This window comes from Candidatus Pelagibacter sp. HIMB1695 (genome assembly GCF_052047655.1).
Taxonomy (GTDB): Bacteria; Pseudomonadota; Alphaproteobacteria; order Pelagibacterales; family Pelagibacteraceae; genus Pelagibacter.
In genome coordinates, this window is record NZ_JBNAJT010000001.1 from 1,063,198 (window position 1) to 1,086,567 (window position 23,370).

General features: G+C 29.0%; 20 protein-coding genes and 2 tRNA genes. 11 read left to right on the forward strand and 11 right to left on the reverse strand.

All coding sequences use genetic code 11. From position 1 onward, the window contains the following. Window positions 1-121: 121 nt before the first annotated feature. Window positions 122-1,513 (reverse strand): argininosuccinate lyase, encoded by a 1,392-nt coding sequence (argH, locus tag ACTTAX_RS05800; RefSeq protein WP_440693575.1) that lies wholly within the window; start codon window positions 1,511-1,513, stop codon window positions 122-124. Between the two features lie 24 nt (window positions 1,514-1,537). On the opposite strand from argH, the gene ACTTAX_RS05805 reads away from it, so the two are divergent. Continuing rightward, window positions 1,538-2,047, forward strand: coding sequence for a TlpA family protein disulfide reductase (locus ACTTAX_RS05805; protein WP_440693577.1), 510 nt, complete (start codon window positions 1,538-1,540; stop codon window positions 2,045-2,047). Here ACTTAX_RS05805 and ACTTAX_RS05810 read toward each other — a convergent pair. Further along, window positions 2,044-2,247, reverse strand: coding sequence for a twin transmembrane helix small protein (locus ACTTAX_RS05810; RefSeq protein ID WP_262590092.1), 204 nt, complete (start codon window positions 2,245-2,247; stop codon window positions 2,044-2,046). The two genes, ACTTAX_RS05805 and ACTTAX_RS05810, sit on opposite strands and share 4 nt — an antisense overlap. A 49-nt stretch (window positions 2,248-2,296) precedes the next feature. Here ACTTAX_RS05810 and ACTTAX_RS05815 point away from each other — a divergent pair, with 49 nt between their 5' ends. Both ACTTAX_RS05815 and ACTTAX_RS05820 read left to right on the forward strand, forming a co-directional pair. Then, window positions 2,297-2,947: an alpha/beta hydrolase gene (locus tag ACTTAX_RS05815; RefSeq protein ID WP_440635135.1), complete on the forward strand. Its 651-nt coding sequence runs from the start codon at window positions 2,297-2,299 to the stop codon at window positions 2,945-2,947. Window positions 2,948-2,994: 47 nt separating this feature from the next. Further along, window positions 2,995-3,564 carry an HNH endonuclease gene (locus tag ACTTAX_RS05820; RefSeq protein ID WP_262590094.1) on the forward strand — a complete coding sequence of 190 codons (570 nt, stop codon included), beginning with the start codon at window positions 2,995-2,997 and terminating at the stop codon, window positions 3,562-3,564. Here the strand turns inward: ACTTAX_RS05820 and ACTTAX_RS05825 are convergent. From ACTTAX_RS05825 to ACTTAX_RS05835, 3 genes are read right to left on the reverse strand one after another with little or no spacing between them, the layout of a single operon-like run. Then, the gene (locus ACTTAX_RS05825) at window positions 3,561-4,094 is read right to left on the reverse strand and encodes a demethoxyubiquinone hydroxylase family protein (protein WP_262590095.1); all 534 of its coding nucleotides are present in this window, start codon (window positions 4,092-4,094) and stop codon (window positions 3,561-3,563) included. The genes ACTTAX_RS05820 and ACTTAX_RS05825 overlap by 4 nt on opposite strands. After that, entirely contained in the window at window positions 4,078-4,560 is a 483-nt protein-coding gene (locus ACTTAX_RS05830) for a disulfide bond formation protein B (RefSeq protein ID WP_440693578.1), read from the reverse strand. Before ACTTAX_RS05830 ends, ACTTAX_RS05825 begins: the two co-directional genes overlap by 17 nt. After that, a complete protein-coding gene (locus ACTTAX_RS05835) occupies window positions 4,553-5,158 on the reverse strand; it encodes a YqaA family protein (protein WP_440693580.1) in 606 nt (201 codons plus the stop codon). Before ACTTAX_RS05835 ends, ACTTAX_RS05830 begins: the two co-directional genes overlap by 8 nt. A gap of 57 nt (window positions 5,159-5,215) precedes the next feature. On the opposite strand from ACTTAX_RS05835, the gene ACTTAX_RS05840 reads away from it, so the two are divergent. Next, window positions 5,216-5,300: transfer RNA gene (locus tag ACTTAX_RS05840), tRNA-Leu, on the forward strand. A gap of 6 nt (window positions 5,301-5,306) precedes the next feature. After that, the gene (locus ACTTAX_RS05845; protein WP_440693582.1) at window positions 5,307-7,004 is read left to right on the forward strand and encodes an AMP-dependent synthetase/ligase; all 1,698 of its coding nucleotides are present in this window, start codon (window positions 5,307-5,309) and stop codon (window positions 7,002-7,004) included. Window positions 7,005-7,364: 360 nt separating this feature from the next. On the opposite strand, the gene ACTTAX_RS05850 is transcribed toward ACTTAX_RS05845, so the two are convergent. The 4 genes from ACTTAX_RS05850 to ACTTAX_RS05865 are packed head-to-tail and all read right to left on the reverse strand — an operon-like array spanning window position 7,365 to window position 11,448. After that, window positions 7,365-8,270, reverse strand: a complete 906-nt coding sequence (locus tag ACTTAX_RS05850) for a CarD family transcriptional regulator (protein ID WP_440693584.1) — start codon at window positions 8,268-8,270, stop codon at window positions 7,365-7,367. Further along, window positions 8,227-8,553, reverse strand: a complete 327-nt coding sequence (gene fdxA / locus ACTTAX_RS05855; RefSeq protein ID WP_440693586.1) for a ferredoxin FdxA — start codon at window positions 8,551-8,553, stop codon at window positions 8,227-8,229. The genes ACTTAX_RS05850 and fdxA overlap by 44 nt, the downstream gene beginning before the upstream one ends. Next, window positions 8,550-8,966, reverse strand: coding sequence for a TerB family tellurite resistance protein (locus ACTTAX_RS05860; protein WP_440693588.1), 417 nt, complete (start codon window positions 8,964-8,966; stop codon window positions 8,550-8,552). The genes fdxA and ACTTAX_RS05860 overlap by 4 nt, the downstream gene beginning before the upstream one ends. Before the next feature lie 4 nt (window positions 8,967-8,970). Next, complete coding sequence (locus ACTTAX_RS05865; RefSeq protein WP_440693590.1) at window positions 8,971-11,448, reverse strand: helicase-related protein; 2,478 nt, start codon at window positions 11,446-11,448, stop codon at window positions 8,971-8,973. A 174-nt stretch (window positions 11,449-11,622) separates the two neighbouring features. On the opposite strand from ACTTAX_RS05865, the gene ACTTAX_RS05870 reads away from it, so the two are divergent. The 4 genes from ACTTAX_RS05870 (at window position 11,623) to ACTTAX_RS05885 (ending at window position 18,293) form a co-directional block, all read left to right on the forward strand. Beyond that, window positions 11,623-13,584 carry an acetoacetate--CoA ligase gene (locus tag ACTTAX_RS05870; RefSeq protein ID WP_440693592.1) on the forward strand — a complete coding sequence of 654 codons (1,962 nt, stop codon included), beginning with the start codon at window positions 11,623-11,625 and terminating at the stop codon, window positions 13,582-13,584. Beyond that, a complete protein-coding gene (locus tag ACTTAX_RS05875; RefSeq protein WP_440693594.1) occupies window positions 13,585-14,811 on the forward strand; it encodes a pyridoxal phosphate-dependent aminotransferase in 1,227 nt (408 codons plus the stop codon). Window positions 14,812-14,895: 84 nt separating this feature from the next. Continuing rightward, window positions 14,896-15,900, forward strand: a complete 1,005-nt coding sequence (locus tag ACTTAX_RS05880) for a TAXI family TRAP transporter solute-binding subunit (protein WP_440693596.1) — start codon at window positions 14,896-14,898, stop codon at window positions 15,898-15,900. Window positions 15,901-15,971: 71 nt separating this feature from the next. Continuing rightward, entirely contained in the window at window positions 15,972-18,293 is a 2,322-nt protein-coding gene (locus ACTTAX_RS05885; RefSeq protein WP_440693598.1) for a TRAP transporter permease, read from the forward strand. Between the two features lies 1 nt (window position 18,294). Here ACTTAX_RS05885 and ACTTAX_RS05890 read toward each other — a convergent pair whose 3' ends face one another. Together ACTTAX_RS05890 and ACTTAX_RS05895 are read right to left on the reverse strand one after the other, a co-directional pair. After that, complete coding sequence (locus ACTTAX_RS05890) at window positions 18,295-18,720, reverse strand: PaaI family thioesterase (protein ID WP_440653399.1); 426 nt, start codon at window positions 18,718-18,720, stop codon at window positions 18,295-18,297. A gap of 117 nt (window positions 18,721-18,837) precedes the next feature. Then, window positions 18,838-18,914 (reverse strand) — tRNA-Arg (locus ACTTAX_RS05895). Between the two features lie 147 nt (window positions 18,915-19,061). Here ACTTAX_RS05895 and aceE point away from each other — a divergent pair. Together aceE and ACTTAX_RS05905 are read left to right on the forward strand one after the other, a co-directional pair. After that, window positions 19,062-22,106 carry a pyruvate dehydrogenase (acetyl-transferring), homodimeric type gene (gene aceE / locus ACTTAX_RS05900; RefSeq protein ID WP_440693600.1) on the forward strand — a complete coding sequence of 1,015 codons (3,045 nt, stop codon included), beginning with the start codon at window positions 19,062-19,064 and terminating at the stop codon, window positions 22,104-22,106. Beyond that, window positions 22,106-23,368: a 2-oxo acid dehydrogenase subunit E2 gene (locus tag ACTTAX_RS05905; protein ID WP_440693602.1), complete on the forward strand. Its 1,263-nt coding sequence runs from the start codon at window positions 22,106-22,108 to the stop codon at window positions 23,366-23,368. The genes aceE and ACTTAX_RS05905 overlap by 1 nt, the downstream gene beginning before the upstream one ends. The last annotated feature ends 2 nt before the right edge of the window (window positions 23,369-23,370 follow it).

Here is a 23,370-nt window from a genome sequence, read left to right on the forward strand (position 1 = left end):
CTATTTTTAGAGAATAGATTTAAATAAACTTGGTTTTTGTCCTCTTTGTATACAGGGTCACCTTTCTTGCCACATGAAAATAACAGTAGTAACATAACTAACGTAAATGTGATTTTTTTTATCATTTTAATTTTTTATATTTAGTTATCATTTTTTTAATATTTTCAAAAGAAGTTCCCCCAAATGATTTTTTTGAATTTATAGAGTTTTTTAAATTGAAAATTTCTAAAACCTTTTCTGTCAATTTTGGCTCAATTTTTTTAAGTTCATTTAAACTTAATTCGTTTAAATTTTTCTTTCTTTTTTCAGCCATGTTAACAATAGCAGCTGTTTTTTGATATGCCTTTCTAAATGACATGCTATGTTCTCTAACTAAATAATCAGCTAGATCTGTTGCCGTAATATGACCTGTATTTGCAAGCTCAAGCATTTTCTTTTTATTCGCACTGCAATTTTTTAAAACTTCATCAAATATTTTTAAGCAATTTATTAGAGTGTCATTAGAATTAAAAACTAATTCCTTATCATCCTGTAAATCTTTAAAATAAGAAAGTGGCAAGCCCTTTAGTATCGTTAACATAGAAAAAAAATTTCCGTAAGAAGTACCAGTTTTTCCTCTTAGATATTCTAAGAGATCAGGGTTCTTTTTTTGAGGCATAATTGAAGAGCCTGTAACAACTTTATCTGATAAGTTAATTAAGTTAAATCCATCTGAATTCCATATAATTAATTCCTCTGCAATTCTAGAAATATGCATTGAACATACTGAAACAGCATAAAGAAAATCTAGCACAAAGTCTCTATCTGAAACTGTATCTATTGAATTATTTGTTGGTCTTTTAAATCCAAGTTTTTTAGATGTAAAATTTCTATCTATATTAAATGAAGTGCCTGATAGAGCTGCTACACCCAACGGACTTTCATCTAAATTATCTAAATTGTTTAAAAATCTTTTTTTATCTCTGGTAAACATTTCCACATAAGCCATTAAATAATGGCCAAATGATATAGCTTGAGCATTTTTAAGATGAGTAAAACCTGGCATGATAGTCTCTATATTTTTTTCAGCCAGTTTAATTATGCTTTTGATTACTTTATCTATATTGTTATTAATATCTTTTGTTGCGGTTTTAATCCAAATTTTAAAATCAGTTATTACCTGATCATTTCTTGATCTAGCTGTATGAATGTATCCAGCTTCATCACCAATTATTTGAAATAATCTTTTCTCTATATTCATGTGAATGTCTTCATACTTTTTGTTAAATTCAAATTTTTTGTAAGTTATTTCTTTATAAATTTTATTAAGACCATAAATAATTTTATTTTTTATTTTAAAGGAAATTATCTTTTGTCTAAAAAGCATTTCAACGTGTGCAATGGATCCTTGGATGTCTTCTTTGTAAAGTCTCTTGTCTATATCAATAGAATTACCAACTTTTTGAAATAAGTTTGATGCTTCCTTTTGTATTCGCGTGTTCCATATTGCTTGGTTGTTTTTATTTTTTGCCATGATATTTAGTTATACCTAATTAATATGAGAATTTTAGCATTATTTATTTTTTTAATTACAACTGCAGAAGCTAGTGATTTACCGAACATTAAAAATATTGTTATTCATAAAGTTCCAAAAACGTATGAAAATGTATTTTTTTTAAATAAGAAAAATGAAAAAATTAAAATTAATGATTTCAAAGGAAAATTGTTAGTTTTAAATTTTTGGGCTACCTGGTGTCCTCCATGCAAAGAAGAGATGCCTTCATTAGACAATATGCAGACAAATTTATCACTTAATAATTTAAAAGTTTTTCCTATTAATATTGGAAAAGAAAAACTAAATAAAGTTGAAGAATTTTTTGTAAAATTAGACTTAAAAAATTTGGAACCTTTTTTTGATCCAGAAGTAACTTTAGCTAAAACATTTTCTCTAAGAGGAGTTCCAACATCAATATTTATAAATAAAGAAGGTGAGGAATTTGCAAGGGTTCTTGGTGACATAGACTTTAATGACAAAGATTTTTTAAAGTGGATTGAGAAATATAATTAGTTTTTAAAAAAATATGCGAAAGCTACCAAAACAAGTATAGCCACAAATTGCAGCAGAACTCTAAGCTGCATTAGTTTATTTGAATATTTTTTACTTGTTTCTCCACCTTTAAATAAAGTTCCAATACCCAAAACCAAAACTATTCCAACAGCTATTAAAAGAGCTATAGATAAAATTTTAACTAATATTCCAGAAAACATATTATTATTGTAGTGTGTTTTTAAAAATAAAAAACATAATAAATCATCTATGACATTTTGCCTTAATTCAATCATCATCAAACCAGAAGAAGGAACAGAAATTAAGAATGCGATAATTTTACTTCATGGGTATGGTGGAGATGGAAAAGACATAAGTATGTTAACTTTAAATTGGAAAAGACATCTGCCAAACACTATTTTTATTTGTCCTAATGGACATGAAAAGTGTGCAATTAATCCATCAGGATATCAATGGTTTGATTTAACCAAAGAAGATCCATCTTATATTCTTGAAGAGTCAATTAAAGCTGAAAATGTTATTAAAAAATTTATTGAGGAAGTTAAAACTGAATACAACTTATCAAATCAACAAATTTGTTTATCAGGCTTTAGCCAGGGCTGCATGATGTCTTTGAATGTTGGTCTTACCTCAAATGAAAAATTTTTATGTGTCGTAGGATTTTCAGGAAAAATAATAGATCAAATTAATTTGAAAGATAGAATCAAAAATAGCACAGATACATTACTCATACATGGTGATGTGGACCAAATTGTTCCATCAACACATTTACTTGAAGCTAAAGATTTTTTAATTCGAAATAATATTCCAGTTGAAACGTTATTAATAAAAAATTGTGACCATCACATTCCTATCGAGGCATCAAGTACAGCATTAAATTATATTTTAAAAAAAATTTAACATCTGATCATATTGATTATGATGCTAAACTAAGTTAATGTTTTAATGTGAACAACTTTATTGAACAAGATGTATCATTAGAAAAATGTCCTGCATTAGTTCTTAATGCTGATTACAGACCTCTAAGCTATTACCCACTATCATTATGGTCATGGCAAGACACTGTGAAATCAGTTTTTCTTGATAGAGTTATCATTGTAAGTCATTACGATAGAACTATTAGAAGTCCTTCATTTAATATGAAGCTACCAAGTGTTATAGCTTTGAAGGACTATATTGTTCCTCAAACGAAACCAAGTTTTACTAGATTTAACGTTTTTTTAAGAGATAAATTCTCTTGTCAATATTGTGGAAGTAATGAGGAACTTACTTTTGATCATTTGCTTCCAAGATCTAAAGGTGGAGAAACAAATTGGGATAATGTTGTTACAGCTTGTTCAGCTTGTAATGTAAAAAAAGGTGGAAAATTATTAAAACATTCAGGAATGAAATTAAATCAATATCCATTTAGACCTTCAACAGAAGATTTACATAAAAATGGTAAGAATTTTCCTCCTAACTTTTTACACAAAAGTTGGATGGATTATTTGTATTGGGATGTTGAATTAGAAACTTAAATTTTTTCAGAAATATTAATTGCAATTTTAGAACCAGTTTTAATTATTTTATCTAAAATACTATAAGGTCCTTTTTTAGTTGCACCCTTTTCATAAGCAATATCTTTATGATTAAGCTCATCTTCTCTAAATTTTGTAATTTTATTTTTGAGAAATTTTTCATCTTCATCTAATTGATTAATTTGATTTAAGTAGTGTTCATCAATTACTTCCTCTACAGATGCTGTGCATAGCATGGCTGCTTTTTTTCCTAATAAAGTAGAACCAAATCCTAAACCAACACCTAGTAAATCCCATAGTGGTAAAAGTTTTGTAGGAGCAATGTTTCTTTTTTTAATTTCATTTTCAAAGAATTCACTATGTTCCTTTTCATGAATTTTCATATCTTCTATGATTTTTTTCAAATTTTCATCTTTAACAAATGTATTTAAAGCTAACAATTGACCTTCATATATTTTAACTGCTCCACGCTCACCAGCATGATCTACCCTTATAAATTCTTCAATTTTTTTTTTACTTACTTTTGGCATAGTTTAAATAAATTTTTAATGCATTGATTGTAATTAGTATAGAAATTACAATATTATAGGTTGTAAGTGATAATCCAAAAATTTTAAATGTTACATCTTTGCAGCTCACTTTTTGTTCCTGCAATTGTTTTAAAATTTCTTCTTTGGAAGTTGCCTCAGAGCCATTTTTTAGGTCACAAACTAGTGATTCCTCGATAAACCCTTGTTCAATACCAAAATGATAAACTGATAAGATAGTAGCCGTTAAAAAAACAATTACCAATAAAACCAAAAATATTTTTTCAAACTGAGAAAATTTATAATTCAAGAGTATAATTACTATTGCAATTACATATGGAATTCTCTCTAAGATACAAAGATTGCATGGTTGATGACCCAAAACATATTCAATAAAGAACGCTGACAATAAAGCAACAAAACTAACAAATAAAATTAAGTTAAGAAACAATGATTTGTTATTAAACATTAAATTTAAAAATTAAAAATATAATTCCTAATACTATAACTATTAAAATTCCAATTATAGTGAACCATTTTGAACCATGCTTCTCCATGAATTCAGTAAATAAGTCACCAAATTTATAAGATAAATAAGCAACAATAAAAAATCTAAGACTTCTCGAGATTAAACTTACAACAATAAATACAGGCAAACTAAAACCAACAACACCGCTAGCAATAGTGAATGCTTTATAGGGAAGTGGAGTAAATCCTGCTAGAAAAAGAATACTTAGCCAGGCAAAAAAACCTGATCCTTGAGATAAACTTGTCTTCAAATTTTCTATTTTATTTTCATAACCATAAAATTCAATTACATGAATAGCTAAATCATAAAACAAATAACCTAGCAAATATCCAAAAATTCCACCTAAAACTGAAAATATAGATGCGATTAAAAATATTTTAAAATATTCTTTTTTTTTAGCAATCACCATGGGAATAATCATTACATCTGGAGGTATAGGAAAAAATGAACTTTCAGTGAAGGAAACAATTCCTAAGTATAATTTTGAACTTTTGTGAGCAGCTAAATTTAAACAATATTTATAAAGACTTTGGAACATTTTTTAGTTTTAATATAATTTTAGTTCTTATACTATTTAATTATAATTTAATATAATGGGCGAATGGCGGAACTGGTAGACGCGCACGACTCAAAATCGTGTTTCGCAAGAAGTGAGAGTTCGATTCTCTCTTCGCCCACCAAAGTTTATGGATATAAAAAACTATAATAATCTTTTAGAACTATTTTATAATCAGTATACAAAAGAAAAAGCAGATCAAATTTTTCTAAAATCATTAAAAAATCCAAACGATAAATTTTCTTGGAGAGATACTTATTTGAATATTTTAAAATTAAGCGATGAGCTTAAATCTTTAATTCAAAAAAAAGATAGATGTTTATTAATTTCAGAAAATAGATCTGAATGGATGATATCTGATTTAGCGATAATGTTATCAGGTGGAATTACCGTGCCAGCCTATACCACCTACACCGAAAGAGATTATGAATATTTAATTGATGATTGTAATCCATCAGTAATAGTTGTCTCAGATCAAGTCCAATATAATAAAATTAAAAATATAATTTCTACAAAGCCATTTATAAAAAAGATTATCACCTTTGATCAAATTGACAGTCATTCAGATACTATATGTATTAAAGATATTTTTCTAAAGAACGATTGCGAAGAGATCGATTTTTTAAAATTAGAAATTTCAAGAAAAGATGTAGCTTGTATTATTTATACATCAGGAACCCAAGGTAACCCTAAGGGAGTAATGCTTAGTCATGGGGGGATTTTAAATAATTGTGAAGGTTCTATCTCACTTTTAAAAGAGATAATATCTTACAAACCTAAATTCCTAACTTGGTTACCATTATCGCATTCTTATGAACACACCGTTCAGTTTGTCCAAATAGCCATAGGAGCCGAAGTTTACTATGCAGAAAGTATAGATAAGCTAATTAAAAATATGGGTGAATGTAGTCCAGATATTATGACAGCTGTTCCAAGATTTTATCAGAATCTGTATCAAAAAATTAATTCGACTTTTAATAAAGCTACTGGTTTTAAAAAATTTCTAATAAATAAAATGCTTTATCTTGGAGAAAAAGTACTAACAAATCAAAAACTTACTTTTTTTGAAAAGGTGCAAAATAAAATTTGCGAAAAAATAGTTAGAAAAAAAATAAAAGCTCAATTTGGAGGTTCTCTAAAAGCATTCATTTCTGGAGGAGGAGCGCTAGATAAAGAAGTGGGTGTTTTTTTAAATTCGATAGGTTTACCGACTTTGCAAGGGTATGGGTTAACTGAAACTTCTCCAGTTGTAAGTTGTAACCCAATAAAAGATATAAGGATAGATACAGTAGGTCCTGCTTTTAGTGGCAATGAAGTGAAAATTGCTGACGATGGTGAAATTCTGGTTAAAGGTGAAAATGTTATGTTAGGCTATTGGAATAAAAAGGAAGAGACAGAAAAAGTTTTAAAGGATGGCTGGCTATATACTGGTGATATAGGACATTTTGAAAATGGTTACTTAAAAATCACTGATAGAAAAAAAGATATTTTAATTACTCCAGGTGGTGACAATATTTCTCCTGTGAAGATTGAAAATGATTTACTCAAGATTGAATTTGTAGAGCAAGCATTAGTTTATGGAGATAACAAACCATATTTAATAGCTATTTTAGTTTTAAATAATAATGAAAGTAATGTGTCGGATGAAAACATTTTAAAAGAAATAGAAACAATAAATAAAAACTTATCTAAGATAGAAAAAATTAAAAAGTTTTTTGTAATTAAAGATCAATTTACAATTGAAAATGGATTAATGACACCAACTTTAAAGTTAAAAAGATATAAAATAATTGAAAAGTATAAAAGTGAAATAGAAAAACTTTATTAAATTTCTTTAAATTAAGAGTTTATTTATCGCATAAACATTAACTAAATTAATAAAAAAACTTTTTATAAAAAATAAAAAATACAAAATTTTTTTTTTTACAATTCGCTTTTAATTAATGATTTGACATAAGTTGTATAAAAAAATAAAAATAAGTTAACAACGAATCAATTTGATTCGTTAAACTAAAAAGGGAGCTAAAGATGCCTAAGAAAAGAAAAAAAGCGGCAAAGAAAACTAAGAAAAAAGCTAAGAAAAAAGCTAAGAAAAAAGCTAAAAAGGCTAAGAAAAGAAGAAAATAATAACTTAGTATTCTTTACAAAAAACGCTTCTCATAACTTTTTGTGTGAGAGGCGTTTTTTTTTATTCTTCTAAAGGTTCGTCAGTTTCAGAAATAGGTTCTTCGACAGGATAATCAGCAGTTGGAGTTTTAGGAGTAGCGCTGATAGCTTGCGTTTGTCCACCAACATTTCTCTTTAATGCTTTATCTAATTTTTTTTGAGTGTCTTCTGGTGATAAATTTAAAATTATCTGAAATTCTGATTGCATTCTTTCATAAGCTTTTTCAAAAAGTTGTCTTTCACTATAAGATTGATCAACCATAAGATCATCACCTTTGTTTAGATCTCTTACAACTTCAGCTAATTCATAAATTTTACCTGATGAAATTTTTGCCTCATATTCTTGTGCTCTTCTACTCCACATTGATCTTTTGATTTTTGGTTTACTTTTTAATATAGAAATACATTTGTTTACTTGATTAATTGTTGCTAAAGGCCTTAGATGAGACTGTTTGTTAACGGGTACCATACCGTTAGCTTTATCTTTTTCAAATTTGATAACGTATGTTTCAACATCAATACCACCGATATTTATTTTTTTAAATTCTGTAATTTGACCAACACCATGTTTTGGATAAACAACATAGTCTTTAATTTTAAATTCTCTTTTTTCAGTTTCTTGTTTTTTAACTTTTTTTATCTCAGGTTTAACCTCATTAGTTTTTGATATTCTTAAATTATCTACTTTCGGTTCATCTGACGTTTCAGTAGTTTTTGAAATTTTTTTTATTTTAGGAGATTTATTTGGAATTTTTTTTAATACTTTTTTAGCTTTTTTTACTACTACTTTTTTGACTTTTTTAGTTTTAGTTTTTACAACTTTTTTAACCTTAATTACTTTTTTCTTTTTAACTTTTTTTGTCATTTCTTTATCTGATTTGCCTTTAAAGATTTTCTTTAAAATACTTTTCGTACTTATTTTGCTCATTTTTAAATTTTTCGTGATCCGCAGGGGGATCTTTTTTCTCACTTATGTTTGGCCAGATTTCTGAATATTTTTTATTGATCTCTAACCATTTTTCGCTTCCAGGTTCTGTATCTGCTTTTATAGCATCAACGGGGCACTCTGGCTCACAAACGCCACAATCTATACACTCATCCGGTTTAATTACAAGCATATTTTTACCTTCATAAAAACAATCAACCGGACAAACGTCTACACAATCAGTAAGCTTACACTTAATACAATTTTCGTTTACAATATAAGTCACTCTTTACTTTCCTCTTTTAATCTATGCTTAATATCCCCCATAGTTTTACTGTCAATGTATAAAAGTCCCGCCAATCTTCTCATAAGATTTGTTTCATACATATCTGCATCTTCATTAGAATAAATAATTGACCAAAGAGCTTCCACTATTTTAATTTTATCTTTTTCAGGTAAATTTTTAATTTCTCTTGTGAAGTCTAAAATTTGGTTTGAATTTTCCTCAATAATTTTTGCATCTTGTATAGTTTTTGTGATTTTTTCACTTTCAAGGCCCAACTCTAGAAGTGTTTTTTTAATTATTTCCTCTTCTTTGTCAGTATAATTTTCATCTATTTTTGCAGCATGGATTAATAAAGCACAAACATTTACTATAAAATTATTCTCTTCTTTTTTGTCTGTCTTTTTAAAAAACATAAAATTAACCTAACTTGAGATTTTTAAGAACTTTAAATGGATTTTCATTCGAAACTTTTTTGTTCTGTATCTTTTTAAATTTTTTAACAGGATTATATTTAAAAAACATGTCTTGTTCTTTCTCATAAGTTTTATAACCCATTTTTTGTAATAATCTTTTAAAGTTTTCTTTGCTACACCCTAAAAGATTTAACATTTCAGGTATCATTTTTATTTCATTACTTTCTTTTGAAGTAGCATTAATAATTTGTACAAAGAGTCTTTCAAGAATATCTATTCTTACAAAAAGATTATCAAATTTTTCAAATCCACAGAGAAGCATAAAGTTTTTATTTTGAGAATCTTTATCTTCTAAAAAATTTAGTCCAAAAGTTGGTGGTTTTAAATTATAGAATTTTTGATGAAAATTTTTCCACAATAAGGTTCTTAAAGATACAGCATCTGGTTTTATAAGCTGATAAAGGAATACATGGTATCTTCCAAATTTTACACCCAATTCTCTAAGTACTTTTCTATCTATTTGCTCAAGATTTTTTAAATAATCAGAAACTTGTTCTCTTTTTAAAACACCATTATTTTCATAAAGCTGATAAGCCAAAGCCTTAATTGAAGACTTATCTTCTTTAATGTTTTTTAAATCTATTAAACTTTTTAAGACATCGCTTATTTTAGAGTTTAGCCATTTTTGAATAAAATCATTTAGTTTTTGTTTTGGATTTTGTTCAATAATGTCATCAACAACTAAAGTAAAATTAGGACTTAAATAATCATTTCCTGGTAACAGTCTAGCAATTGGAAATTCATTCCAATATATTTTAAAATCCTCTTTTAAATCTATTAATCCCGTATCTATAATTGATTGAATTCTTTTATCAAACTCAGGTCCAATTGATTGTCTAGCAGCTTTTTTTAATGACTTGATATCAGTTTCAAGAGAGCCTTTTTTTAAATCTAATTCTAATTTCAAACCTTTGATTTTACCAATAAACTGATCATCTATTTTAACGTCATTGTTCTGTAATATTTCAGTTTTGAATTCCATGTCTTGTTTTAAACCTCTTGCAAGTATACTTGCTCTTTTGTCGATAAAAGTCTTGGTAAGTTCTTCATGAAGTCTGTCAGAAAGTCTATCTTCTAAATGTTTTGTTTTTTCTATCCAATAATTTTGATTTTCTACCCAATTATTTTTATTTGAAACATAAGACCAAGTTCTTACATTTGCAATTCTATTTGATAAAGAATCTACATTTCCCTCTAATTTATCAAGCTTCATGAGCTGTAATCTCATGTAATCTTGTGAAATTAGACCTTTTTCACTGTTTAAAAATTTAAAAACATTTCTGATCACTTCATAATGATTGCCGTAGGTTTTTTTAACAAAATCAGGTATCTGACAACATTCCCATAATAATTTGAGAGTTCTTTCGTTAAATTCTAGATTATTTTTTTCATCTTTTATAAAATATTTTAGCGCTCTTTCATCCTCACATTCGTGAACTTTTCTTAACCATTCCATCTGGGGTCTTTCTTCAAGACTTTTAATCAGTGAATTTGGGTTATTAAAATTAAGATCAGAATTTCTCCAGAATAAAGTTCTTATTTCTTCAAATTTATGTCCTTCAATTAATTCCACTTCCTCAGGTGAAATTTCTTTACAATCACCAGTTATTCCAAAACCACCATCATTTAAATATCTTCCAGCTCTTCCCGCTATTTGACCTATTTCAGATAAATTTAATTTTCTTAATTTTTTTCCATCAAATTTTTTAAGATTTGAAAAATATACATAATCTAGATCCATATTTATTCCCATTCCAATAGCGTCAGTGGCTACTAAAAAATCGACATCTCCAGATTGGTAAAGTTCTACTTGAGCGTTTCTCGTTTTAGGACTTAATGAACCCATAACTATAGCTGCCCCACCCTTTTGTCTTCTTATTAGTTCTGCTATTGCATAAACTTCCTCCGCTGAAAAAGCTATAATTGCAGTTTTTCTATTTATCCTTGATATCTTTTTATGTCCGGCATAAGTGAGTTTTGACAATCTATCTCTATTAATAAATTCTAAATCCTCGTTTAATTTAGATATGATGTTTTTAATAGTACTAGAACCCATTAGCATTGTAAGCTTTTCACCTCTTAAATTTAATAATCTATCTGTGAATATGTGACCTCTTTCATGATCTGCACACATTTGGATTTCATCTATGCCCACAAATTCTAAATGTTTTTCAATAGGCATTGATTCGACTGTGCATAAATAATATTTTGCGTTTGTAGGAATTATTTTTTCTTCACCAGTAATTAAAGCAACTTTGTCTATACTAATTTTTTTTATTACTTTATCGTAAACCTCTCTTGCTAATAATCTTAATGGGAACCCAATCATTCCGCTGTCAAAAGATAGCATTGTATCAATTGCAAGGTGAGTTTTACCTGTGTTTGTTGGACCAAGAACAGCTGTAATTTTATTTTTAGGCATTTCTATCTTTGGTGTATAATTTTTTTTACCTACCAGATATTGTTAATGCTAAAGAACAAAAATAGACTAAAACATGACCGAATCGGAGGGTAAAAAGTTCTCATTTTTATATTAATATTAATGAGAATATCATAATTGAGATTAATTCTATAATAGTAATTTAATAAAATAAAAATGACCAATAAACTTTGGGAAGCATCTTCAAAAGAGAAAAAAAATTCAAATCTTTATGCTTTTGAGAAATTTATTTCAAATAAAATCAAAAAAAAATTTAATTTAAATTACAAAACTTTTTTAAATTGGACTGTTAAAAATTCTCCTGAGTTTTGGAATTATTTTTGGGAATTTTCAGAAATTAAAGGATTGAAAAGTAAAAAAAAAATTAAAAAATCTAAAATATTTTATAAAAATTTATTCTTACCAGGTAGTAAGTTAAATTTTGGTGAGAATTTATTGTCAAAAAATAATGATGATAAGGCAATCACTTTTATAAGCGAAAATGGCTTTAGAGAAGAAAGATCTTGGAGAGAATTAAATTTAAGTACAGGTAAAATTGTAAAGTTTTTAAAGGAAATTAAAATTAAAAAAGGAGACAGAGTTGCAGCTTATATGCCTAATACTATCGAGACAGTTGAGGCGTTTATAGCAGCGAGTACTATAGGAAGTATTTGGTCATCATGCAGTCCTGATTTTGGTATTAAAGGTGTTGTTGAAAGATTTTCTCAAATTAATCCAAAAGTTTTGTTCATTACAGACCAGTATTTTTACAACGGGAAAAAAATTAATGTATTAGAGAGATTATCTGAAATTTTAAAATCTATTCCATCAATTAAAAATGTTGTGATTGTTAATTATCCTGGAAAAAATTATGTCACTAATAAAAGTAAATATAAGAAAATAAATTTAATTAAATGGCGTGAGATTATTCAAAATCAATCTGAAAAAATAAATTTTAAAAAGTATGATTTCGAAAGTGAGTTGACTATTTTATATTCAAGTGGAACAACTGGAAAACCAAAATGTATTTGCCACAGAACTGGTGGAGTTCTTCTTCAACATAAGAAAGAACACCAATTACATTGCGATATAAAAGAAAATGATAACGTGTTTTATTTTACCACTTGTGGTTGGATGATGTGGAATTGGTTAGTAAGCTCGTTAGCTTCAAAGGCATCAATAGTACTTTTTGATGGTTCCCCAATGTATAAATCAAGTGATTTACTTTTAAAAATAGCACAAAGAGAAAAAATTACTCTGTTTGGAATTAGTGCTAAGTATATTGATGCTCTAAGAAAATTAGAACCTAATCTTAAATTTAAATATAAACTTCAAAAACTAAAAACAATATGTTCAACAGGTTCTCCTTTATCAAGTGAAGGTTTTAAATATGTTTATAAAAATATTAAAAAGAAAGTTCATCTCTCGTCTATTTCGGGTGGTACAGATATCGTATCCTGTTTTGTTTTAGGAAATATATATCAGCCAGTAAATATTGGTGAAATACAAAATTCAGGCTTAGGTTTAGATGTTGATGTCTTTAATGCTAGTGGCAAATCTTTAAAAAATTCTAAAGGTGAACTAGTTTGTAAAAATCCATTTCCATCAATGCCTCTTAAATTTTGGAATGATAAAAATGACGTAAAATTTAAAAAAGCTTACTTCAATAGATATAAAAATACTTGGCATCATGGGGATTATGCTGAAAGAAGAAATACCGATGGTTTTATTATACATGGAAGATCTGACACTACCCTTAATCCAGGAGGTGTAAGACTTGGGACTGCTGAAATATATTCTGAGGTTGAAAAGTTTAAAGAAATTAAAGAAGCACTAGTAGTTGGTCAATCTTGGGATAATGATATCAGAATAATTCTTTTCGTTGTAATGAGTAATGAATACATACTTAATGATTCTTTGCTTAATAGAATAAAAACTCAAATAAGAATAAATGCATCACCAAGACATGTCCCTAGCAAAGTAATTGTTGTAAAAGATATTCCAAGAACCAAAAGTGGTAAAATTGTTGAGCTTGCAGTTAAAAGCACTATAGAAGGAAGTGTTGTTAAAAATAAAGAAGCTTTAGCAAACCCAGAAGTTTTAAAACAATACAAAAATTTGAAACAGTTAAGTTATTAAATGTTAAAAAATATAGTTAAAGATTTAAAACCATCTTCTACGCTAGCAATTAATGAAGCTTCAAAAAAACTTGAAGATGAAGGAAAAAAAATATTTAAATTTGGTTTTGGACAATCACCCTTTAAAGTTCCACAAGACGTAGTAGAGGAGCTTAAAAATAATGCGTATCAAAACAAATATTTGCCCATGCAAGGTCTTTCAGAGCTAAGACAGTCTGTTGCAAAATACACATCAAAGAAAAAAAATTATGAATATAATTCTGAAAATGTCATCATAGGACCAGGCTCTAAAGAGTTGATGTTTTTACTTCATGTAATATTCGATGGTGAAATTATATTACCTGCACCAAGTTGGGTTTCTTACGCGCCACAAGCAATATTAGGAAGAAACAAAATTCAAATTTTACAAACAAAAAGAGAAAATAATTGGTTCCCTGCAGCTCAAGAAATAGAGGAAGTAATATTAAAAGATAAAAATAAAAATTATTTATTATTTTTAAATTCCCCCAATAATCCTTCAGGACAAGTTTGTGAAAATTTGGAAGAGATTTCTAATGTTGCAAATAAACATAATCTCATAATTTTATCTGATGAGATTTATTCAGAACTGACTTTTACAAAAAATTATAAGTCTATTTCAAATTTTTGTCCTGAAAAAACAATTATCAGTACCGGCCTAAGTAAATGGTGTGGAGCTGGTGGTTGGAGATTGGGATATTTTATTGTTCCAGAGAGCTTAAATGACATAAAAAATATGATTAATGTTTTAGCCAGTGAAACCTTTTCAGCAGTAAGTGCGCCTATCCAATATGCTGCAATAAAAGCTTATGAAAACAATCATAGTAAATATATTAATAAATCTAAAAATATTTTAAAGGCTGTCGGCAATTATGTTTATCAAAATTTAAAATCAAACAAAATTTTAATTAATGAACCTCAAGGAGGTTTCTATTTAATGCCTGAATTTTTAAATTCTAAATTTAAAACTTCATCAGAAATGTGTGAAAATATTTTAAAAGAAACAGGTGTTGCATTATTACCTGGATCAGATTTTGGATTTAATGAAAGTAAAATGCTAGCAAGATTAAGCTTTACTGATTTTGATGGAGAAAAATTTATGAGTAGTATTAAGGAGGATCAGTCTATTGATTTTGATATAATTGAAAAGTTAGCACCAAAGATTGTAGAAGGTGTTGATAATTTAAAAAAATGGTCAGAAAGTCTTTAAAATCAGCCTATACATCTATTATAATTTTTTGGTAATATTAATTTATAAAAAATAACGACATATAATTATAGAGAGGAAAAAATAATGAAAAAAATAATCACATCTCTATCAAGTGCTTTACTGATTTTATTTGCATCACTGTCATTAACTACTGTTGCTAAATCAGCTGAGTTCTTCACGATAGGAACTGGTGGACCTACTGGAGTATATTTCCAAACAGGTAACGCTATATGTAAAATGCTTCACAAATCAGCAATTAGTGCTGAGCATGGAAGAAGCAAGGGTACAGCTAAAGCTTATAGATGTACTGCTCCATCAACTGGAGGATCAAATTATAATATTGGACAAATAGCAGCTGGAGAATTCCAGTTTGGTGTTGCTCAATCAGACTGGCAATATCATGCGGTAAATGGTTCAAGTAAATGGGAAGGAAAACAGTATAGTGATTTGAGAGCTGTATTTTCAGTACATAACGAGCCTTTTCAAATTTGGGCTAGAAAAAAAGCAAGAATAAAAGATTTTGCAGACTTAGAAGGCAAAGTAGTAAACATTGGTAACCCTGGTTCTGGTCAGAGAGGAACTATGGAAGAACTAATGAAAGCTATGGGTGTTGATAATAGTTTCTTTAAATCAACGACAGAGTTAACTTCTTCAGAGCAAGTGAAAGCTTTATGTGATGGTAAAATTGATGCATTTGGTTATTCGGTTGGATTTCCAAATGGTGCAATGGAACAAGCCGCAACTTGTGCTGCTAAAGCATCTCCAATCAATTTGACTGGACCAGAAGTTCAAGGCTTAATTGATGGTGCTGATTATTATGCACAGGCTGTAATTCCTAAAGGCACTTATACTAAACAGAAAAAAGATGCTACTACATTTGGTGTTAAAGCAACTGTGGTAACTTCAGCAGATGTTTCTGAAGAACTAGTGTACTTAGTTACAAAAGCAGTTTTTGAAAACTTTGACGATTTCAAAAAACAACATCCAGCATTTGGATTTTTGGAAAAGAAAAACATGATTAAAGATGGTTTATCTGCTCCACTACATCCTGGTGCAATTAAATATTATAAAGAAGCTGGATTAATGTAATCTAAGTTTTTTAGTTTTTAAAAGGCCTGGTAATTTTTACCGGGCCTTTTTTTATGGTATGAATATTTCTTATGAGTGGTTCAATTAGTACCGATATAAAAAATAAAATAAGCGAAGATTTATCACCAACCAGAAACATTACTGGATTTCATTTAAAGCTAGTTTCTGCAATAGCTATCATTTGGTCCTTATTTCAACTTTGGTACGCATCACCATTTCCATTTATGTTGAATATTGGAATGTTTAAAGGTTTACCTGCGAGAGCAATACATTTAGGATTTGCATTAACTTTAGCATTTTTAATTTACCCGGTAGCAAAAGGAAAAAAAATTTCATTTTTTGATATTATTATAAGTTTTGTAGGTGCTTTTTCTTGTCTCTACATTTATTTTTTTTATGATCAATTAGTAGAGAGAGGTGGTGTCCTTTTAAGTTTAGAAATCACTGATACATTTAATTTTCCAGTAGAATTAATTTTAGGAGGATGCGGTATTTTAATTCTTTTAGAGGCCACAAGAAGAGCAATTGGATTACCTTTGGTAATCATTGCAACTTGTTTTTTATTATTTTCATATTTTGGAAGGTATGCACCAGAAATAATATCTCACGGAGGCTTGTCTTTAAATAGATTGGTAGGATTTCAATGGTTGGATCAAGAGGCAATATTTGGAATACCTATTGGGGTTTCTGTAGATTTTATTTTTCTATTCGTTTTATTTGGTGCCTTACTAGAAACAGCAGGTGGTGGTAAATATTTTTTAGATTTAGCCTTCGCAATGGTTGGTAAAATGAGAGGTGGACCAGCCAAAGCTGCAATTCTAGGTTCAGGAATGACTGGTTTAATTTCAGGATCGTCAATTGCTAATACTGTAACTACCGGAACATTTACAATTCCAATAATGAAAAAAACAGGTTTCTCCAAAGAAAAGGCAGGTGCAATTGAGGTTTCATCATCTGTAAATGGACAAATAATGCCGCCTGTGATGGGTGCTGCAGCATTTGTAATGGCAAGTTTTATTGGGGTTACTTATTTTGAAATAGTTAAACATGCTTTTTTACCTGCAATTATTTCTTATATTGCTCTATTTTATATATCTCACCTAGAAGCTCTAAAATTAAATCTCAAAGGAATGGACGATGCCGATGTTCCTAATTTGAAAAAAACATTTTTATCTGGAATTCACTTTTTAATTCCTATTTTTGTTTTAATTTATACTCTTGTTTATTTAAGGTTCACTGCTTCGTATTCAATTTTTTATGCAACAATTACTTTAATTTTAGTAAATCTAATTAACTTAATTATTAAAAATAATTACTCTAAAGATTCTTTTAAAGAATGGTTTAATCAAACAATCGTTGGTTTTGAAAAAGGGGCATTGAATATGGTAGCAGTTGGTATAGCAATTGCTACAGCTGGTATCATAGTAGGTGCAGTTGGCTCAACAGGCTTAAGTACAAACTTAATTATTGTTATCGAATCTATTGCTAAAGATAACGTCACAATACTATTATTTTTAACAATAATTTTATGTTTGTTGTTAGGAATGGGTTTACCAACTACAGCAAACTATGTTGTGGTTGCATCTTTGATGGCAACTGTTTTAGTTGATGTTGGAAATGCATCTGGGTTTATTTTTCCACTTATAGCAGTTCATTTATTTGTTTTTTACTTTGGACTGATGGCAGATGTAACACCGCCAGTAGGACTAGCTTCTTATGCAGCTGCAGGAATATCTGGAGGAGACCCATTAAGGACTGGAGTTCAAGCATTTTGGTATAGTTTAAGAACAGGAATATTACCAATAGTCTTTTTGTTTAATCATGAACTTTTACTTATTGGTATTGAGAATATCTGGCATGGGCTTATTGTTATTATAACATCATTAATCGGAATTTTAGTTTTTACATCAGCAACTCAAGGTTGGTTTGTAAATAGACTTAAATGGTATGAGATAATTATTTTTTTAATCATTTCTATTTCTTTATTGTCTCCAGATTTTGTTCTAAATAAATTTTACCCAAAATATAATTATCAAGAAATTAATAAAATCAATTCATTAAAATTTGATTCAAAAAAAGAAATTCAAATTAAAGTAACAAGACCCAGTTTATATGGAGAAAGATATAAACTTTTTGTAATATCAAAAAATACCTTTGAAGATCATTTTACTCTAGAGGATTATGGGATTACTTTATTGGCGCAAGATGAAAAAATAATTGTTGATAATTTAAAATGGAATGGAGAGGCAAAAAAAAATGGTTTTGAAATGGGTGATTATATTAGTGAATTCAAAATTGAAAACTTTGATAGACCGTCCAAAAATATAGTTTATCCAATCGCTTTAATTTTATTAGTTATTTGTGGATATTTTAATATCAGAAGAAAAGAATAAATTAACCACCTGGACCTAAGTTTGAAGGTTTAACTTTTAAAATTTTCCAAACACCTGTTGCTGATGTGATAATTTTGTTATTACATTTAAGCTCACAAAATAAAAATATTAATGTATTAGTTTTTTTTAAAATTTTTGTATGTCCAATAATTTCATCACCAACTTTTGAGGCACCAATAAACTTGATATCTAATGAAATAGTTACACATGGAGCATTACTCGCAGATCTGTGAGCAGCGGTTCCGGCACCTGCATCTATTAATGCTGATAGATAGCCTCCATGAGTTATACCAGCAGCATTTAAGTGATTTTCATTTATAGTAGATTTAAATTCATATTCAGTTTCAGAAATGTTTCTAAACAAAACACCTCCATTGTGTTTCATAAAACCAGGTGTTAAGCTTATTTGTTCAAATTCATTACTCATAAAATTTACAATACAATTGTTAATAGCAATAATAACAATGCGATAATTATAAAAAAGTAAATTACTGATTTTTGTAAAGATGCTTTTAAAAGCCAATTAATCATTTTTATCCTTTTTTGGTGGACCGCCCAGAACTCGAATCTGGAATCTCCCGGTTCGTAGCCGAGCGCCTTATCCAATTTGGCCAGCGGTCCAAAATTAATTTTATTAAAGATACTGTATTTTCAGGTTTTATTAACAAATTTTGTTCAATTAAAACACAGCTTTGCATAAAAAGATTAATTAATGTGATAAAATAACATAAAAATATATTTTATTTGAGTGTATAAGCCTTTTAAATAATGAGCGAAAAACTACTTGTTCCTGACATCGGTGATTTTGAGAATGTTGAGGTGATAGAATTACTTGTGAAGCCTGGAGATACAATCAAGGAAAATGATCCAATAGTTACAATTGAAAGTGATAAATCTAGTGTTGAAATTCCATCAACTATTTCAGGAAAAATTGATACTATTAATGTCAAAGTAGGTGATAAAGTTTCAAAAGGTGATTTACTTTTAAGTTTAAGCAATTCAACCAAAAGTCTCCCAGAGAGCAATCTTCCTAAAGATACAGAGAATATTATTAAACAAGCTGAGGAAGCTATGGCTGTAAATAAAAAAGAGGAGCTGGTGAATGTTCCAGAGCCAGCTAAAGAAAAAAAACAATCTATAATTCAAGTTACAAATGGATTAGATACAGATCCTTTAGAAACTCAAGATTGGCTAGAATCTTTATCTGCAGTAATTTCAAAAGATGGAAATCAAAGAGCTCATTTTTTAATTAAGGAATTAATTAACAAAGCCTATCGTGAAGGAGCAAATATTCCTTACACCCAAAATACTCCGTATATAAATACCATTCCTCCTGAGGCTGAAATAAAATCAAATGGAGATCAAAATATTGAGAGAAGAATAAGATCTCTGATCAGATGGAATGCAGCTGCAATGGTAGTAAGAGCTAACAAAAAATTTCCAGAATTAGGTGGACACATAGGAACCTTTGCATCTGCTGCAACTTTATATGATGTTGGAATGAATCATTTTTGGAGAGCAAAAAACAATAAATTTGGAGGTGATCTAGTATATTTTCAAGGACACAGTGCACCTGGAATGTATGCTAGAGCATTTTTAGAGGGTAGATTAACTGAGAAACAACTAGATAGTTTTAGACAGGAAGTAAAACCTGGAGGATTATCTTCATACCCTCACCCTTGGCTAATGCCAAATTTTTGGCAATTTCCGACTGTTTCGATGGGGTTAGGACCAATGCTTGCAATTTATCAAGCAAGATACATGAAATATTTAATCAATAGAGGATTGATTAAAGATGAGGGACGAAAGGTTTGGGCTTTTTTAGGAGATGGTGAAATGGATGAACCAGAGTCCATGGGTGCAATTGGATTAGCAGCTAGAGAAAAACTAGATAATTTAATTTTTGTAATTAATTGTAATCTTCAAAGACTTGATGGACCTGTAAGAGGAAATGGAAAAATTATACAAGAACTTGAAGGTAGCTTTAGAGGCGCTGGATGGAATGTAATAAAAGTTATTTGGGGTTCATATTGGGACTCATTATTAGCTAATGACAAAACTGGTCAATTAGTAAAAATTATGAATGAAACTGTAGATGGTGAATACCAAGCTATGAAAGCAAGAGATGGTGCATATGTGCGAGAAAAGTTTTTTGGAAAAAATCCAGATACTTTGGAGATGGTTTCATCTATGTCAGATAAAGATATTTGGAGATTAAATCGAGGAGGGCACGACCCCCATAAAGTATACGCAGCTTATGATAAAGCAATTAAAAACGAAGGAAGTCCAACAGTTATTATTGCAAAAACAATCAAGGGATATGGAATGGGAAAAACAGGTGAAAGTGTAAACACTACTCACCAAACTAAAAAATTAGATGTGGATGATCTTATGTATTATAGAGATCGCTTTGATGTTCCTCTAACTGATGAACAAGTTAGAAACATAGAATACTTTAGACCTGATGAGAAATCTCCAGAGATTAGATACATAAAGGAGAGAAGACTTAAATTGGGAGGTTATTTGCCAGAGAGATCAACCTTTGCAAAACCTATTAAAGCACCATCAAAAGATATTTTTGATTTTATGAAAGTTTCAACTGGTGAAAAAGAAATGTCTACTACAATGGCACTGGTCAGAATGTTAACTAATTTGTTAAGAGATAAAAATATTTCACCTAGATTAGTTCCAATTATCCCAGATGAAGCAAGAACATTTGGTATGGAAGGATTTTTTCAGAAAATTGGAATATACGCTCATGAAGGACAGAAATATGAGCCCGAAGATGCTGCACAATTAAGTTCTTATAGAGAAGATAAAAGTGGACAGGTACTTGAAGAAGGAATTAATGAGGCAGGGGCGATGTCTTCTTGGATAGCAGCTGCAACTGCTTACACAAATCACGATATTGAAATGATTCCGATATACATTTTTTATTCTATGTTTGGATTTCAAAGAATTGGAGATTTAGCTTGGGCTGCTGGTGATAGCCAGGCTAGAGGTTTTTTAGTTGGTGCAACAGCTGGAAGAACAACATTAGCAGGTGAAGGATTACAACATCAAGATGGACATAGCCATTTGATTGCATCAACAATTCCTAATTGTGTAACTTATGATCCTACATTTCATTATGAATTAGCAACTATTTTTAGAGAGGGTCTAAGAAGAATGCATGAGAAGAAAGAAAATGTTTTTTATTATATTACAACAATGAACGAAAATTATTCACATCCTGAAATGCCTAAAGATAAAAATTGTGAAGAGGGAATTCTTAAAGGAATGTATAAGATTAAGGAATTTAACAAATATAAAAAAACAAAACTTCAACTTTTAGGCTCAGGAACGATATTAAGAGAGATGATGTCAGCAGCTGAAATTTTACAAAACGACTATCAAATTGATAGTGAAATATGGAGTGTTACAAGTTTTAATGAGTTAAGAAAAGATGGGATGGAAGTTGAAAGATATAACCTTCTAAATCCCGACAAAACTCCTAAAAAATCATATGTAGAGCAATGTCTTGGAAGTACTGAAGGACCAATTATGGCAGCATCTGATTATATGAGAATGAACTCTGATCAAATAAGACCTTACACAAACAATAAGAGCTTTTATTCTCTAGGTGCAGATGGTTTTGGAAGAAGTGATACTAGAAAAAATTTAAGAAAATTCTTTGAGGTAGATAAAGAACATTTAGTAGCTTATGGATTAAGCATTTTAGCAAAAGAACAATTGATAGCTTCAAAATATGCAAAAGATGCTATGAAAAAATACAAAATTGATGGCGATAAACCTATGCCAACAAAATTATAATGTCAGATATTGAAATTAAGGTACCAAATATAGGAGATTTTAAAGATGTTGAGGTTATTGAAGTATTGGTAAAAAAAGGCCAATCAATAAAAAAAAATGACCCTTTAATTACAATAGAAAGTGATAAGTCTAGCGTAGAAATACCATCTAGTTTTGAAGGTAAAATTTCTAACTTAAATATAAAAGTTGGAGATAAAGTATCTGAAGGAGATTTAATTTTAACTTTAGAAAAGTCATCACAGATAAATCAAAAAGTTGAACAGAAGCCAATAATAGAAAAAGAATTTAAAAAAATTGAAGTAATAAAACCTGAAGTTCAACAAGAAACTAAAGTTTTAAATAATGTATCTAATATTTCATCAGCAAGCCCAAAAGCTAGAAAATTTGCTAGAGAACTCGGTGTAGATATAAATAAAGTTTTAGGAAGTGAGAGAGATGGAAGAGTTGTTGAAGATGATATCAAAAAATTTGTAGCATTAAGATCAAACAATAACACTGAGGTTGTTGAGGAAAAAAAAACAAGCAAAATCAAAAGTGAATTTGAGCATTCAGATTTTGGTCAAATAGAGATCAAAGATATACCAAGAGTAAAAAAATTATCATCAAAGTATTTAACAAATTCATGGACCACTATACCTCATGTTACAAATCATGATGAGGCTGATATTACAGAAATGGAAAACTTCAGAAATTCTTTGACTGATATTTATACGGGAGAAAAAATTAAAATTACTCCTTTAGCATTTATTGTAAAAGCTTTAGTTGCTTCGTTAAAAAAATTTCCAAGTTTTAATTCTTCAATTGATGAAATTGAAACAGGTAAAATGACAATGAAAAAATATTACCATATAGGTATAGCTGTAGACACTCCAAATGGACTAATGGTTCCAAAAATTAGAAATGCTAATAATAAAAAAATTTCTCATATTAGTAGAGAGTTGAGAGAGGTAAGTGAGCTTTGTAGAAATTTAAAAATAGACAAAAAAGAATTGTTTGGTGGTTCAATGACTATTACTAGTTTGGGTGGAATAGGTGGATCATTTTTTACACCAATAATAAATTATCCTGAAGTAGCAATTTTAGGAGTAGGTAGATCAGAGAAAAAACAAATTTATATAAATGGAAAGTTTCAAACTAGAACAATGCTACCGATTTCTTTGTCTTATGATCATAGAATTATTGATGGAGCTGAGGCAGCAAGATTTAACAATGATCTTAAAGAAAACTTAGGCAAAAATTTTGCTTATAAGCTAGCTGTATAATC

What these genes read in the sequence shown, in the direction of transcription:
- argH (WP_440693575.1), bottom strand. Translation starts at nt 1,513, where the DNA reads ATGGCAAAAAATAAAAACAACCAAGCAATATGGAACACGCGAATACAA.
- ACTTAX_RS05805 (WP_440693577.1), top strand. Translation starts at nt 1,538, where the DNA reads ATGAGAATTTTAGCATTATTTATTTTTTTAATTACAACTGCAGAAGCT.
- ACTTAX_RS05810 (WP_262590092.1), bottom strand. Translation starts at nt 2,247, where the DNA reads ATGTTTTCTGGAATATTAGTTAAAATTTTATCTATAGCTCTTTTAATA.
- ACTTAX_RS05815 (WP_440635135.1), top strand. Translation starts at nt 2,297, where the DNA reads ATGACATTTTGCCTTAATTCAATCATCATCAAACCAGAAGAAGGAACA.
- ACTTAX_RS05825 (WP_262590095.1), bottom strand. Translation starts at nt 4,094, where the DNA reads ATGCCAAAAGTAAGTAAAAAAAAAATTGAAGAATTTATAAGGGTAGAT.
- ACTTAX_RS05830 (WP_440693578.1), bottom strand. Translation starts at nt 4,560, where the DNA reads ATGTTTAATAACAAATCATTGTTTCTTAACTTAATTTTATTTGTTAGT.
- ACTTAX_RS05835 (WP_440693580.1), bottom strand. Translation starts at nt 5,158, where the DNA reads ATGTTCCAAAGTCTTTATAAATATTGTTTAAATTTAGCTGCTCACAAA.
- ACTTAX_RS05845 (WP_440693582.1), top strand. Translation starts at nt 5,307, where the DNA reads ATGGATATAAAAAACTATAATAATCTTTTAGAACTATTTTATAATCAG.
- ACTTAX_RS05850 (WP_440693584.1), bottom strand. Translation starts at nt 8,270, where the DNA reads ATGAGCAAAATAAGTACGAAAAGTATTTTAAAGAAAATCTTTAAAGGC.
- ACTTAX_RS05860 (WP_440693588.1), bottom strand. Translation starts at nt 8,966, where the DNA reads ATGTTTTTTAAAAAGACAGACAAAAAAGAAGAGAATAATTTTATAGTA.
- ACTTAX_RS05865 (WP_440693590.1), bottom strand. Translation starts at nt 11,448, where the DNA reads ATGCCTAAAAATAAAATTACAGCTGTTCTTGGTCCAACAAACACAGGT.
- ACTTAX_RS05870 (WP_440693592.1), top strand. Translation starts at nt 11,623, where the DNA reads ATGACCAATAAACTTTGGGAAGCATCTTCAAAAGAGAAAAAAAATTCA.
- ACTTAX_RS05875 (WP_440693594.1), top strand. Translation starts at nt 13,585, where the DNA reads ATGTTAAAAAATATAGTTAAAGATTTAAAACCATCTTCTACGCTAGCA.
- ACTTAX_RS05880 (WP_440693596.1), top strand. Translation starts at nt 14,896, where the DNA reads ATGAAAAAAATAATCACATCTCTATCAAGTGCTTTACTGATTTTATTT.
- ACTTAX_RS05885 (WP_440693598.1), top strand. Translation starts at nt 15,972, where the DNA reads ATGAGTGGTTCAATTAGTACCGATATAAAAAATAAAATAAGCGAAGAT.
- ACTTAX_RS05890 (WP_440653399.1), bottom strand. Translation starts at nt 18,720, where the DNA reads ATGAGTAATGAATTTGAACAAATAAGCTTAACACCTGGTTTTATGAAA.
- aceE (WP_440693600.1), top strand. Translation starts at nt 19,062, where the DNA reads ATGAGCGAAAAACTACTTGTTCCTGACATCGGTGATTTTGAGAATGTT.
- ACTTAX_RS05905 (WP_440693602.1), top strand. Translation starts at nt 22,106, where the DNA reads ATGTCAGATATTGAAATTAAGGTACCAAATATAGGAGATTTTAAAGAT.